At 65.1% G+C, this 13,889-nt stretch carries 12 protein-coding genes; 3 read left to right on the plus strand and 9 right to left on the minus strand.

What is annotated here, in order from left to right:
* The 3 genes from Mspo_RS08130 to Mspo_RS08140 are packed head-to-tail and all read right to left on the minus strand — an operon-like array spanning window position 1 to window position 5,825.
* Window positions 1-3,108, minus strand: a complete 3,108-nt coding sequence (locus tag Mspo_RS08130) for an efflux RND transporter permease subunit (protein ID WP_159728618.1) — start codon at window positions 3,106-3,108, stop codon at window positions 1-3.
* A gap of 16 nt (window positions 3,109-3,124) precedes the next feature.
* Window positions 3,125-4,294, minus strand: coding sequence for an efflux RND transporter periplasmic adaptor subunit (locus Mspo_RS08135; protein WP_159728620.1), 1,170 nt, complete (start codon window positions 4,292-4,294; stop codon window positions 3,125-3,127).
* Window positions 4,284-5,825: an efflux transporter outer membrane subunit gene (locus Mspo_RS08140; protein WP_306344955.1), complete on the minus strand. Its 1,542-nt coding sequence runs from the start codon at window positions 5,823-5,825 to the stop codon at window positions 4,284-4,286. The genes Mspo_RS08135 and Mspo_RS08140 overlap by 11 nt, the downstream gene beginning before the upstream one ends.
* Window positions 5,826-6,097: 272 nt before the next feature.
* Here Mspo_RS08140 and Mspo_RS08145 point away from each other — a divergent pair, with 272 nt between their 5' ends.
* The gene (locus Mspo_RS08145; RefSeq protein WP_159728624.1) at window positions 6,098-6,751 is read left to right on the plus strand and encodes a TetR/AcrR family transcriptional regulator; all 654 of its coding nucleotides are present in this window, start codon (window positions 6,098-6,100) and stop codon (window positions 6,749-6,751) included.
* A gap of 97 nt (window positions 6,752-6,848) precedes the next feature.
* Here the strand turns inward: Mspo_RS08145 and Mspo_RS08150 are convergent, their stop codons facing one another.
* From Mspo_RS08150 to Mspo_RS08160, 3 genes are all read right to left on the minus strand, one after another.
* On the minus strand, window positions 6,849-7,250 hold the full coding sequence (locus Mspo_RS08150) for a four-helix bundle copper-binding protein (RefSeq protein WP_201281657.1): 402 nt from the start codon (window positions 7,248-7,250) through the stop codon (window positions 6,849-6,851).
* Window positions 7,251-7,276: 26 nt separating this feature from the next.
* Window positions 7,277-7,465: a DUF3008 family protein gene (locus tag Mspo_RS08155; RefSeq protein ID WP_159728628.1), complete on the minus strand. Its 189-nt coding sequence runs from the start codon at window positions 7,463-7,465 to the stop codon at window positions 7,277-7,279.
* An 83-nt stretch (window positions 7,466-7,548) separates the two neighbouring features.
* Window positions 7,549-8,478 carry a DMT family transporter gene (locus Mspo_RS08160; RefSeq protein ID WP_159728630.1) on the minus strand — a complete coding sequence of 310 codons (930 nt, stop codon included), beginning with the start codon at window positions 8,476-8,478 and terminating at the stop codon, window positions 7,549-7,551.
* Between the two features lie 135 nt (window positions 8,479-8,613).
* Here Mspo_RS08160 and Mspo_RS08165 point away from each other — a divergent pair, with 135 nt between their 5' ends.
* On the plus strand, window positions 8,614-9,612 hold the full coding sequence (locus tag Mspo_RS08165) for a glycoside hydrolase family 3 N-terminal domain-containing protein (protein ID WP_159728632.1): 999 nt from the start codon (window positions 8,614-8,616) through the stop codon (window positions 9,610-9,612).
* Window positions 9,613-9,663: 51 nt separating this feature from the next.
* Here Mspo_RS08165 and nagA read toward each other — a convergent pair whose 3' ends face one another.
* Both nagA and Mspo_RS08175 read right to left on the minus strand, forming a co-directional pair.
* Window positions 9,664-10,824 carry an N-acetylglucosamine-6-phosphate deacetylase gene (gene nagA / locus Mspo_RS08170; RefSeq protein WP_159728634.1) on the minus strand — a complete coding sequence of 387 codons (1,161 nt, stop codon included), beginning with the start codon at window positions 10,822-10,824 and terminating at the stop codon, window positions 9,664-9,666.
* A complete protein-coding gene (locus tag Mspo_RS08175; RefSeq protein ID WP_159728636.1) occupies window positions 10,821-11,852 on the minus strand; it encodes an SIS domain-containing protein in 1,032 nt (343 codons plus the stop codon). The genes nagA and Mspo_RS08175 overlap by 4 nt, the downstream gene beginning before the upstream one ends.
* Window positions 11,853-12,005: 153 nt before the next feature.
* Here Mspo_RS08175 and Mspo_RS08180 point away from each other — a divergent pair, with 153 nt between their 5' ends.
* Window positions 12,006-12,938 (plus strand): N-acetylmuramic acid 6-phosphate etherase, encoded by a 933-nt coding sequence (locus tag Mspo_RS08180; protein WP_159728638.1) that lies wholly within the window; start codon window positions 12,006-12,008, stop codon window positions 12,936-12,938.
* Between the two features lie 125 nt (window positions 12,939-13,063).
* Here Mspo_RS08180 and Mspo_RS08185 read toward each other — a convergent pair whose 3' ends face one another.
* A complete protein-coding gene (locus Mspo_RS08185) occupies window positions 13,064-13,777 on the minus strand; it encodes a class I SAM-dependent methyltransferase (RefSeq protein WP_159728640.1) in 714 nt (237 codons plus the stop codon).
* Window positions 13,778-13,889 lie beyond the last annotated feature (112 nt).

Here is a 13,889-nt window from a genome sequence, read left to right on the forward strand (position 1 = left end):
TTACGAAACGGCGCGGATCGGCTTCACCTCATGTTCGCTCGAGCTCACCGCCGCGGCGGCGGCGCGTCGCTGCGAATGATCGGCGGCGAGGACGAGATAAACCGCCGGCAGCACGAAGAGCGTGAACAGCGTGCCGATGGCGAGGCCCGAGGCGATCACGAGGCCCATATTGTAGCGCGAGGCCGCGCCGGCGCCGCTCGCCATGATGAGCGGCAGAACGCCGAGCACCATCGCCGCCGTCGTCATCAGGATCGGCCGCAGGCGGATCGAGGTCGCTTCCAATATCGCCTCATATTTCGTCTTGCCGGCATGCTGCTGCTCATTGGCGAATTCGACGATGAGAATGCCGTGCTTGCTGATGAGGCCCATCAGCGTCACCAGGCCGACCTGCGTGTAGATGTTGATGCTCGCGCCGCCGAAGCCGAGCATGATGAAGACGAGCGCGCCGGCGATCGACATGGGCACGGAGACGAGGATGATGAGCGGATCGCGGAAGCTCTCGAATTGCGCCGCGAGCGCCAGAAAGATGATGATGAGCGCGAAGCCGAAGGTCGCCGCAAAGCCGCTCGACTCCTGCACGAATTGCCGCGAGGAGCCCGCATAGTCGATCGTATAGGCCGGCGGCAGCACCTGCGTCGCGACCTCCTTCAAGGTTTCGAGCGCCTCGCCGGCGATAACGCCCGGCGCGGCGACGCCGGAAATGGTGAAGGAGTTGATCTGCTGGAAATGATTGAGCGACTCCGGCACGACCATGGTCTGGAACTTCGCCACCGTCGACAACGGAACGGAAGAGCCGTCCGCCGTCTTGATGTAGTAGTTCAAGATCTGATCCGGGTTGAGCCGGAACTGCTGCGCGATCTGCGGTATGACCTTGTACGAGCGTCCGTCGAGGCCGAAATATTGCGTATAGCCGCCGCTCAGCGCCGTGGTGAGCGCGCCGCCGACGTCGATCATTCGAAGACCGAGCTGCGCCGTCTTCTCGCGATCGATGACGAGCGACATCTGCGGCTGGTCGATCTTCAGATCGGTGTCGAGAAACATGAATTTGCCTGTCGCCAGCGCCTTGGACAGGAACTCGCGCGAAATATCGTTCATCTTCTCGAAAGTGTCGGTGCTCTGCACGACGAATTGAATCGGCAGACCGTCCGAACCGGGGAGCGGCTGCGGCTGGAAGGTGACGAGACGCTGTCCCGGCACGGCGACCGCGAGCTCCTGCTGCAACGTCTGCTGCATCTGCTCGGCGGTGATCTTGCGCTTGTCGGCCGAGGTGAGGACGACGCCACCGAAAATCAGCCCCGGCGTGACGATCTGGAAGGAGCTCGTCATCTCGGGATGCTTGGCGAAGGTCTTGTAGACCTGATCGCCATAGAACAGCTTCTGCTGCAGGGAGGCGTTGGGCGCGGAGGTCGATTGCGCGAAGACGACGCCCTGATCCTCATTGGGCGCGAGCTCGTTCTTCGAGTTGGAATAGAGCCAGTAGATGCTCACGAGCACGAGGCCGCCGAAAACCAGCGTCACCGGCACGAATCTCAGCGAGCGCGCGAGCAGAGCGTGATAGCGATCCCTGACCCAATCCATTCTGGCGTCGATGAATTCGATGATTCGCGTCTCCAGAGTCTCATGGCCCGGCTGCGGCGCCTTCAGCACCAAGGCGCAGCTGACCGGCGAGAGAGTGAGCGCGATAATGGCCGAGACCGTCACCGAGCCTGCGAGAGTGAAGGCGAATTCGACGAATAGCGCGCCGGTGAGGCCGCCCTGGAAGCCGATCGGCACATAGACGGCGATCAGCACGATGGTCATCGCGATGATCGGACCGGCGAGCTCGCGCGCGGCCTGCAAAGCGGCGTCGAAGGGCTTCATTCCGTCGGCGAGGTGTCGATTGACATTCTCGACGACGATGATGGCGTCGTCGACGACGAGGCCGATCGCCAGAACCAGCGCGAGCAGCGTCAAGAGATTGATCGAGAAGCCGAGCGCCAGGAGAACGGTGAAGGCGCCGACGAGCGAGAGCGGTATCGCCACGATCGGAATCACCACCGCGCGCCAGGAGCCGAGGAAGACGAACACGACGCCGGTGACGATGAGAATGGCCTCGATCAGCGTGTGGATCACCTCGTCGATCGAGCTGTTCACGAAATCGGTCGTGTCATAGACGATCTCGCTGTTCAACCCCTGCGGCAGCGATTTGAGAATGTCCGGATAGACCTCCTTGACGCCTTTGACGACGTCGAGGAGATTGGCGTTGGGCGCGACGAGAATGCCGATATAGACCGCCTTCTTGCCGTTGAACGCCACCGAGGATTCATAATCCTCGGAGCCGAGCGTCACATTGGCGACGTCGCGCAGCTTCACATTGGCGCCGTTCGCCTGCTTGACGACGAGATTGCGGAACTCCTCGAGCGAGTGCAGCGAGGTCGCGGCGGTGAGCGTCACCTGCACCATCTGACCCTTGGTCGAGCCGAGGCCGGCGATATAGTCGTTGCCCTGCAGCGAGGCGGCGAGCTCGCTCGCGGTGAGGCCATAGGCGGCGAGCTTGACCGGGTCGAGCCACGCCCTCAGAGCGAAGGTCTTGCCGCCGATGAGCTCGGCCGTCTGCACGCCGGGCACAGATTGCAGACGCGGCTGCACGACGCGGATCAGATAGTCGGTGACCTGGCTCGGCGTCAGAATATCGCTATTGAAGCCGATATACATGGCGTCGGTCGTCTGGCCGATCTTCACCGTGATGATCGGCCGCTGCACGGCCGCCGGCAGCTGATTGAGCACCGAATCGATCTTGGTGCTGATCTCGGTCAGCGCCTTGCCGGAATCGTAATTGAGCCGCAGATGCGCGGTGATCGTGCTGGTTCCGACTTGGCTCGTCGAAGAAAGATAGTCGATGCCGTTCGCCTGCGCGATGGCGTTCTCGAGCGGCGTGGTGACGAAGCCGGCGACGGTCGCGGGATCGGCGCCGAAATAGGAGGTCGTCACCGTGACCACCGCATTCTGCGTGCGCGGATATTGCAGCGTCGGCAGAGTGAAGAGAGAGCGCAGGCCCAGCACGAGAATCAGCAGGCTCACCACCGAGGCGAGCACGGGGCGACGCACGAATATGTCGGTGAAGCGCATTTTGCGTCGTCTCCCTTCACTGATCCACGGGCTTGGGATCGGCGTCGACCGGCGGTTGCGACGTCTCGGAAATATGCAGCGGCGAGCCGTTTCTGAGCTTCACCTGTCCGGCCGTGACGACAGTCGCGCCTTCCGTCACGCCCTCGAGCACCGCGACCTCGTCGCCGCGCGTCGCGCCGAGACGCACGAAAGTCTGCTGCGCCGAAAGGGCGGCGCCTTTGTCTCCCGTGGCTCCGCTCTTCTGCACGAGGAACACGGAGTTGCCGAAAGGCGCATAGACGATCGCCGTCTGCGGCAAGGTGATCAGGCGCTCGGCCTTGCCGGTCACGATGTCGATCGAAGCGAACATTCCGGGCGTCAGCTTGTGATCGGCGTTGGCGAGGCTCGCGCGCACCTGCACGTTACGGCTCGCCTGGTCGACCTTGGAGTTGATCGCGACGATCTTCCCGGTGAAAGTCTTGCCCGGAAAGGCGTCGACGGTCGCGTCGATCGGCTGGCCGACCTCTGTGCCGTTCAGCGCCTGCTGCGGCAAAGTGAAATCGAGATAGATCGGATCGAGCGCCTGCAGCGTCACGATGACGGAGCCGGCGCCGATATATTGGCCGAGATCGACGGCGCGAATGCCGAGCCGCCCCGCGAAAGGCGCGCGCAGAGTTTTCTGCGCGATCACCGCCTCCTGCTGCGCGACCTCCGCCTCCGCGCTCTTCAGATTGGCGAGATCGGTGTCGACCGTCGCCTGGCTCGCGGCGTGAATCTTCAATTGCGCCTGATCGCGGCGCAGATTTATGCCGGCGAGCTCGGCCGCAGCTTTTTGCGACGCCAGCTTGGCGAGATCGGTGTCCTTGCGCAATTCGAGCAGCAGCTGGCCTTCCGCTGCCTCCTCGCCCGATTGAAAGTGGATCTTCTCGACGATTCCGGGCGCCTCGAGCGAGAGGTCGGCGCCATTGACCGCGCGGAAGGAGCCGACGGCGGTGAGCTTGGGCCGCCAGTCCTGAAAGGCGGCCGTCGTCGCCGACACCGTCTGCGGCGGATTGGCCATTCCAGCGAGGAACTGCTTGATCATCATGTTGCGGAAGGCGTTGAAGCCGTAAAGTCCGCCGAAGACGAGCGCGACGATCGCGAGCATGATCGCCATCGGCTTCGCCATGGGTCCGAAACGATCCTGCAGCAGCGTTCTAGCGACCATTTTGAGCATCCTCCGCCTGGGCTCTGATCGCCGCGGCGATCGGCGATGTGGCGATGATATCCGTTGGCCTGGCCTGCGAGGCCGGCGTCTCGTCGATGCGGTTCCACCAGCCGCCGCCGAGCGATTGCAGCAGCGCCGCCGTATCGGCGAAGCGGGCCGCCTGCGCCCTCACGCGGGCGAGACGCGCGTTGAGCAGCGTCTGCTCGGCGTTGAGCACGATCGAATAGGTGGTCGAGCCGGCGTGATATTGCGCGCGCGCGATCTCGAGGCTCTCGGCCGCCGCCTTTTCCGCGGCCACTTGCGCGCGCAAGGTTCCGGCGTCGTGCTTCACCGCCTGCAGTGAGTCGGCGACATTCTGGAAGGCGGAGATGACAGTGGAGCGATATTGCGCCGCCGCCTGATCGAAGGCCGCGACCTTGGCCTCGCGCGTGTGGAACAGCGAACCTGAGTCGAAGGCCTTGGCCGAGGCCTGCGCGGCGAGCGTGTAGACCATCGTCTGCGGCGAGAACAAGGTCGTGAAATTCATCGCCTGCGCGCCGCCCGTGGCGCCGAGCGAGAATTGCGGCAGCATATTCGCCGTGGCGACGCCGATCTCCGCGCTCGCCTGATGCAGCTGATTCTCGGCGGCGAGAATGTCGGGCCGCTGGCGAACCAGTGTCGAGGGCAGGCTGACCGGCAATTCGCCGGGCAGGCGCAGGCCGGCGAGATCGACAGCCTCGCCTTTGTCGGCGTTGGGGAAGCGGCCGAGATAGGCCATCAGCAGATTGCGCGTCTGCGCGCGCGCCTTTTCGAGCGGCGGCAGGGTCGCCTGCGCCTGCGCGAGTTGCGCGCGCTCGGAGAGCACGTCGGCCTGACTGACGGCGCCGAGCTCGAAACGCTTCTCGAGCAGATCGAGCTGCTGTCGATAGGCGGCGATGAGATCGCGCGTCACCTTGATCTGCGCGGCGTAGGAAGCGTCGGCGATCGCCGCGGTGACGACATTGGCCGTCAGCGCCAGATAGGTGGCCTCGAGCTGGAATCGCCTTTGCTCGGCGGCGGCCGTGTCGCTCTCTAAAGTGCGCCAGGACTTCCCGAAGACGTCCGGCGCGAAGGACACGGAGACATTGGCGTTGTGCAGGCCATAGACGAAGCTCGATGTGGAGCTCGACGAAGAGGACGAGCTCGACGAGGCGAGACCGCCGAATTGCGCGGTCGTCACCTGCTGCCGCGTATACCCGTCGCCGAGCGTCGCCTGCGGCAGGAAGGTCGCGGCGTTCGCCTCGATCATCTCCCGCGCCTGGCGCAGCGCCGCCTCCGCGGCGGCTATGTCGGGGTGATTCGCCACGGCTTCCATGACCAACGCCGAGAGCTGCCTGGAGCGGAACAGCTTCCACCATTCGCCGGGCACGTCCCGGCCATGGACGAATCGCTGCCTTGCGCCGCCTGCGACCGTCGCAGATTCGGTCGAGGCGCCGATCTTGCCATAGCTGGCTCCGTCGGGCGGCGGCGGCGGGACGAAATCCGGCCCGACCGCGCAAGCGGAAAGGGTCAAGGCGGCGAGTGCGGCTGCGCCATGCCGAGCACGCCTTGCACGCCGCGCACGCCGCTGAAAAAGCGGAGTTTTCGGTTGTGGGACACAAGTTCGTGAAAATATCCGCATGGTCCTCTCGAAAACTGAACCGTTCAGTTTTAATATTAACGCAGAGGCCGAGTGTCAATGCTGAAACTGAACGGTTCAGTTTTTCCATGCGGATGAAATTGGGATAGGAAGGCGGGAACGCCGGCGGGCGGAAGGAGCATGATGATGGGGGTGGACCGATCGATATGACCGGAGGAGCGGAATCGACCACGACGGAGCCGGCCGCGGAGCATGTCCCGAGCCGAAAGGAATGTCAGATTCTCTCGGCGGCGCGGACGCAGTTTCTCGAACAGGGCTTCGCCGACACGTCCATGGACGCCATCGCGCGCGCGGCGGGCGTCTCCAAAGCGACGCTCTACGCCTATTTCCCCAGCAAGGAGACGTTGTTTCGCAATCTCATCGAGATCGAATGCAGCGAGAAATGCACCGACGTTCCCTCACCCGCGTTCGACGCGGGCATCGCCGCTGCGCTGCGCGAGCTCTGCGGACATTTCGTCGCGCGTTTTCTCACGAAGGAATCGGCCGCCTTTTTCCAGGCGGTGTCGAGCGAGCGCTGGCGCTTTCCCGAGCTCTGCCATCTCTATTTCAACAGCGGAAAGCAGAAGGTCCTCGATCTCGTCGCCGGCTATCTCGACGAGGCGAAAGCAAGAGAGCTGCTCGATTTCGACGACGCCCAAATGGCGGCGGAGCAATTGCTGCATCTCACCGTCTCTGATTTGCCCATGCGCGTCGCGCTGGGTCTCGAGCTGCGCAGCGAGGCGGAATATCGGCGCGTGATGGAGGCCGGTCTCGCGGTGTTTTTGAAGGCCTATGGGACGTCCGTCCGAGGCGGGGCGTAGCGCCCCCGTAAGGGGCGTTCCGCCGCCGGATGGCGAGAGTTGTTCGTTTTGACGCGTTTCCGACGCCGAACCAGCGTCCAATTCGGCTGGAAACGCTCTAATGCGCCGAACCCATGGCGCGACGGCAGGCGCTCTCGCATTCCTTGCAGACATCCGCGCAGATGCGACAGTGCTCGTGATGTTTCGCGTGCCGCCGACATTCCTTCTCGCAAGCGCGACACATATCGACGCAAGCCTGCAGCACGGCGCGCAAGGCCGTCTCATCCGTCGCGCTGCGGCGCGACGCGATGGCGCCCGCGGCGAGGCATATGTCCGCGCAATCCAGGTCGAGCCTTATGCAACGGCGCAGATCCGCGACCTTCTCCTCCGCGAGGCAGGCGTCGGCGCAGGCCGCGCAGGCCTGGGCGCAATCGAAGCAGGCCGTGACGCAATCGACGAGCGCCGCATCGGCGCGACCTTGCGCCTGCGGATGACTGGCGATGATGGCTTCCACATGCATGAGGCGTCCTCCTCTATTTCTGTCGTTCACGATTTTGAGGCGTGCTCGGGCTTGTCCTTGCGCTTCGTCGCGGCGAATTCTTCGAGCTGCTTCTCGCTCATCGATTCGAGCATGGAGCGTGACGCTCCTTTGAGCGAGCTCTTGGGGATCTCGCCGCGCTTGGCCGCGAGCGCCGCGCCGGCGGCCATTTGCTGAGCCTTGGATTTCGCGGGCATGGGCTCCTCCCATCCGACGTCTCCGCGCCACGGGAAGGCGACGCGGGGCGGAGGATAACCCCCGGCGGGCAAGAGTGGTTCCGTCAGCCGCGGCGCAAGATGCGCAGGCTCGGCGTTTTGCCGCCGCTCGCGAGATAGACGCCGATCGAGACGCAGAGCAGCGCGATCTGCTCGACGAGCGAAGGGATTTCTCCGAGGATCGGAATGGCGATCAACGCCGCCATGGGCGGCACCAGAGCGGAAAAGGCCGCGCCCGCCGAAGCGCCCAGAATCTCTATGCCCTTGCCGAAGAGAAAGAGCGCGACGATCGAGACCATGACGCCCTGGAACAAGGTCTGAATCACAATGTCGCGCAGCGGCGCATCCATGCCATGCAAGCCGTGAAAGGCGAAATAGACAGGCCCATAGAGAATGAGCGAGCCGGTCGAGACCAATGCAGCGGCGTGCAACGAATCGAGCCCGGAGGCGCGCAGCACGATCGCATAGCCGGCCCAGGTGAAAGCCGCGCTCAGAAGCAGAATATGCCCGATCTGCGTTTCGCCCATCGAAAAGGCGCCCGGTCCCGCGATCGTCGCGCCGCCTATGGCGATGAGCGCGTAGCCGACGAGGCGGCCCGAGGCGAATCGCTCTTTCGTGAGGAGCCATGAGAGCAGCGCGACGAAAAGCGGCATGGAGCCCGGCAGCAGCGCTCCCGCATGGGCGACCGGCGCGCGCTCGAGACCGCTCGCGGCGACGAGCACATAGGGCGCGCCGGCGCTGCAGACGAGAATGAAAAGCCGCAGCGGGCCGAGCCGCTCGAGCGCGAGGCCCTTGCGCAGCACCACGGGAAAGAGCAGCACGCCGGCAGCGCCGAAACGCAGCATTGTGAGGTCATAGACCGAGAGCGTCGTCGTCACGCCGAGCCGCGTGACCGCGATCCATGTCGCCCAGACCGTAACCGCGCTGACGCCGAACAATGCGCCCGTGGCGTATCGCGCCGTCTGCGGAGCGCCTTCGACGATCTCCTCGCTCATCCGAAATCCTTCCCGCTCGCAATTCACGACGCCGCAGTCATAGTCGAGCGCGAGCGAAAGCGCGAGCCTCTCGGTTTGGCCGATTTTCGTCGCGGCCGCGTTTGACCGCGCCACGCGCCGCGCCATCTCACGCCCATGTCGTCTTCCCTGCCCATCGGCGAGCTCTTCCTGCTCGGCTTTCGCACGCCGCATGTTGCGCCCTGGATGCGGGATTTTGCGCGCGACTATGGGCTCGGCGGCGTCATCCTCTTCGATTACGACTGCATCGACCGCAAATATGAGCGCAATATTTTTTCGCCGGCGCAGGTGAAGGCGCTCTGCGAGGAGATTCACGCATTGCCCTCGCGCCCGCTGATCTTCATCGATCAGGAGGGCGGCAAGGTGCGTCGGCTGAAGGAGGAGCGCGGCTTCCGCCCCTTGCCGAGCGCGCGCCAATTCGGCCGCATGACGGCGCTCGAACGGCTCGAAGCGTTGCGGCCCGCCTATGTCGAATTGCGCGAGCTCGGCATAGACGCCGATCTCGCGCCGGTCGTCGATCTCGACATCGATCCGGACAGTCCCGACATAGGCTCGGCGCAGCGCAGCTTTTCCGCCGATCCGCAAATCGTCGAGGAATGCGTCGCGGCGCTCGTCGAGGTCGCCCGCTCGACCGGGCTCAAACTCTGCCTCAAGCATTTTCCAGGGACAGGCGGCGCCAAGGTCGATCCGCATGATCATGTGATGGATCTTTCCGACAGCCTCACCGACACGCAAGTGAAGGTCTTCGAGACGCTGGCGCCGCGCGCGCCAATGGTGCTGTTCAGCCATGGCATAGTGAATCAATGGGAGCAGGACACGCCCTGCTGTCTCTCCTCCGTCGCCGTGCGCAAATATCGACAATGGGCGCCGGACGCCGTGATATTGACCGACGATCTGCAGATGCAGGGCGTGCAGAAGCTGATGACGACGGGCGAAGCCTCTCTGTGCGCCTTGCGCGCCGGCGTCGATTTCATCCTCATCGGCAATAATATGAAGGACGAGCAGGAAGATTCGGCGCGCTATGCGACAGATCTGCTCGAAGCCTGCGAGAAGGACGACACGCTGCGCGACAATGCGCGCGCCGCGATCGCGCGTATTCGGCGCTTGAAGGCGTGACACGAAAGCCTGTGGATCGAATGCGAGCCTTCAAGGCTCGCATCACACGCCTCACCACTCGTCGGCGGAAGGCTCGCCGGCGACCCAGGTCGCCACGATGCGAATGGTCTGCGGATCGAAGGCCGTCATATCGGCGCGATAGCCGGCGACGAGCCGGCCGAGCCTCTTTCCGAGTCCTAGAAAATTCGCCGGATTGGTGGAGGCGAAGACGAGCGCGCGCTCGAGCGGGAGATCGAGCAGCAAGACGCAATTGCGCACCGCGCTCGCCATGTCGAGCGCCGCGCCGGCGAGCGTGCCGTCCGCCGTCACGCAGCGCCCGTCAGCCACGAAAATCTCCCGGCCCTGCAGCGCGAATTGCTTCGCGCTTCCGCCGACCGGCGGCATTGCGTCGGTCACGAGCATCGGATGGCCGAGGCCGGCCCGCAGCGCGAGGCGCAATATCGCCGGATCGACATGCTCGCCATCGACGATGAGGCCATAGAAAGCGGACGAAGATTCGAGCGCGGCCGCGATCGGACCCGGCTCGCGGCTCGCGAGCGGACGCATGGCGTTGAAGAGATGCGTGAAGCCGGTCATGCCTTCTTTCATCGCTTCGCGCGTCTGCGCATAGCTCGCCATGGAATGGCCGAGCGCGAGCTTGCAGCCGGCGGCGGCGAGCTCGGAAACGAAGCCCGGCGGCGCCTCCTCCGGCGCGAGCGTCACGAGCGACACGCCTCCCGCTGGCGGCGCCAGCATGTCGACATGATGCGGCAAAGGCGCGCGACGAAGATCGGCGCGATGCGCGCCGAGCCGCTGCGGCGATATGAACGGCCCCTCGAAATGCACGCCGAGCGCGCCGGGGGCCTGCGGCATGATCTCGGCGACGGCGCTCTTCGCCGCGATCATCTTCTCATCCGTGTCGGTGATGAGCGTCGGCAGCAGCGAGGTCGTGCCGAATTTGCGATGCGCGCGAAGGATTGCCGCAATTCCCGCCGGCGTCGGCTCGTCGTTGAACAGAATGTCGCCGCCGCCATTCACCTGAATGTCGATGAAGCCCGGCGCGAGCCAGACGCCTTTCGGCAGCTCGACGACATTCGCGCCGCGCGGAATCTCGCGGCGCAGAATGAGCGAGACGATGTTCTCGCCCTCGATCACCACGGCGCAGTCGCGATGCGCCGATTCGCCGTCGAAGACGACATCCGCGGCGATCGTTCGGCGCGCCTCCTCGGTCATCGCGTGCGCGTCACCTTCTGCAGATGGCGCGGGCGATCGACGTCGACGCCGCGCGCGGCGGCGAGCCGCGCCGCCATCGTATAGAAGCTCTGAATGAGGCAGATCGCATCGGTCTCCGGATGATCGGGCGCGAGAGTCGGAAGGCGGCTGCGCGTCTCGTCCTCGCGATCGGTCGTAAAGAGCGCCGCGCCTTTGGCGCGCAGATCCTCGGCCAATCGACGCATGCCGATCGCCGCCACGTCGGTCGGCGTCAGCATCAGAATCGGATAGAGCGGCGAGACGAGCGACACGGGGCCGTGCAGAAATTCCGCCGAGCTGAACGCCTCGGCGTGGAGATTGGCGGTTTCCTTCAGCTTCAGAGCCGCTTCGCGCGCGATGGCGAGCGTCGGCCCGCGCCCGATGGCGACGAGGCTCTCCGCGCGCGAAAAGGCGTCGATTATTCGCGACCAGTCGAGCTCGGCCGCGCGAAAGAGACGCTCGGGCAGGCGCGCGAGGGCCTCGTCCAGCGCGGGATCCTGCGACCACAGCGCGACGAGACGCGCGAGCGCGGCGAGCGAGGCGATGAAGGTCTTCGTCGCCGGCACGGCGAATTCCGGCCCGGCCGCCATGGGCAGCACGAATTCGCATTGCGCGGCGAGATCGCTCTCCTCCTCGTTCACGAGACAGGCGGTGACGGCGCCGCTACCCCGCGCGGCGGCGGCCTGCTCGACGAGGTCGTTGCTTCCGCCCGATTGCGAGATCGCCAGGAAGAATTGGCCGTCGAGCCGCAGCGAGCCGCCATAGACGCTGGTGATGTTCGGCGCGGCGGCGGCGACAGGCAGGCCGAGACGTCGCTCGACGAGATGCTTGGCGAATGTCGCCGCATGAGCGGAGCTGCCGCGCGCGCAGGTCACGACGACGCGCGGAGAAACATCGCGCAGGCGCGCGACGAGCGGCGCGATGCGCGAAGCGATCAGCTCCTGTTGGCGCGCGACCGCATGCGGGGCCTCGCGCGCTTCGATCGCCATTCGATTGTCTTGCCTGATCATCGGCGGCTCTGCTGCAGCTTCGTCACGCCCCCCGCCCGCGCCCTTATCTCACAAGACCGAGCGTCGGGCGAGCGCGAAATCCCTTACGCGGCCGCGCCTTCGCTTGCGATTTTCGCTGCGAGGGCCGAACTCTTTGTCTCGAGGAGGCGCGTCATGGAAACGGAACATCCGAGTCCACGCTATACGAGGATCGACGCATGGGAGCCGCGCGAGATTCTCGACGCGATGATCGAAGGGCAGTTCGCCGCGGTCGCCGCCGTGCGCGCCGCGCGCCCTGCGATCGAGGCCGCGGCGCTCGCTGTCGTGCAGCGATTGGCGCGCGGCGGACGCATCGTCTATGTGGGCGCCGGAACCTCGGGCCGGCTCGCCGTGCAGGACGGCGCCGAGCTGACGCCGACCTTCAGCTGGCCGCCGGAGCGGCTGCTGCTGCTGATGGCGGGCGGCGACGACGCGCTGCTGAAAGCCGTCGAAGGCGCCGAGGACGAGGCCGGCAAAGGCGCCGAGCTGATGCGCCGCCACGAGATCGGCGAGAACGACGTCGTTATCGCCGTCGCCGCGAGCGGCACGACTCCCTTCACCCTCGCCTGCCTGCGGGAAGCGGGACGGCGCGGCGCGCTGACGATCGGCGTCGCCAATAATCGCGACGCGCCGCTGCTCACAGAGGCGGAACATGCGCTGTTTCTCGATTCGGGCTCGGAGGCGATCGCCGGCTCGACGCGCATGAAGGCCGGCACGGCGCAGCGCGTGGCTCTGCTGATGCTTTCGTCGCTCGTCATGATTTTGCTCGGCCGCGTCTATGAGGGGCTGATGGTCGACGTGCAGGCCTCCAACAAGAAGCTCGCGCGCCGCAGCGAACGCATTCTCGCGCGCCTCACCGGCCGCGCGACGGAGGAGATCGACGATGCGCTCCGACGCGCGAAAGGCAGCGTCAAGCTGGCCTATCTCCTGCTCGAGGGCCATGGGCTCGGCGAGGCGCAGGCGGCGCTCGACGCCGCGCGCGGCCATTTGCGCCGGGCGGTGGAGGCGCTCGCCGGCGGGCCGGCCGCCATTCCGGCGAAGCCATCCGACTCCGGCCGTGCCGGCTAGAGCGCTTTCCGCTACGGAAAACGCCAGAGCAGCTTTCGATCCAGAAGGATCGGAAGCGCGAATTCTCGTCGGCGTCGTCTCCTCGCGTCGGGAGCCGAGTCATCCAGGCGGGGGCCGCACGGCGCTCAGTAACGTCCCTCGAAATTGATGGGAGCGCGGCGTTTGCCGTCGCGCAAGAAAATCTCCCTGGCGAAATCGGCGCGACGCCGGTTGTAGTCCTGCAGCCACCAGCCATCCCCCACGGGATCGAAAACCGGCGCGTCGGTTCGCCGAAACACCGCCGTCGCGCCGATGAATTCGACCGTTTCGAACATTCGATCCTCTGAAATAAAGTCGGCGAGACGACCGATGGTCGGTATATTGACGTCGTCGACGACGAGAAGGCCGCCCGCTTTCACATGCGGATAGAAATAGTAATATTCGAGTTCGGGAAACGGGAAGCCGTGCGGCCCGTCGATCAGCACGAGATCGTATGGCGCGTGCCTCTCATAGCTCGGCAAGGTCAACTGCGTCGGACCGAAAACGGTTTCGATCGTTTCGAGGCGCGTCGCCGGACAGTTCATGAAATAGGCGACGCTCGAGGCGTCGTTCCGGTCACGGTCGTCCAGGCAGAAAACCTTGTGCCTCGTCGCGATGCGGGAAAGCAATATCGTCGACTTGCCGCAGCCCGTTTCGGCCGAGACCACGGACGACCCATTCAGCAGGTTTTCGATGCGGATCAGCGTTCGAAGCGGGAGCGAGCCGGCCCCGTGGGCCGCGCCGGCGGATTTTTCATGGGACGCGATCTCGGCCGCGACCATCCTGTCGCGCTTCGCCGTGGGCTGAAGCGGCGCAGGCATGGCCGAAAGAGGCGATCCCCAGAGCCGCCGACGCAAGCGATTGTGGGTCTTTTGAACGAAAAGAGGCAGCATTCGATTCGGCGCCTTTCCGGTCTCGTCGATGGCGGAGCGG

The organism is Methylosinus sp. Ce-a6 (genome assembly GCF_009811655.1).
GTDB lineage: Bacteria > Pseudomonadota > Alphaproteobacteria > Rhizobiales > Beijerinckiaceae > Methylosinus.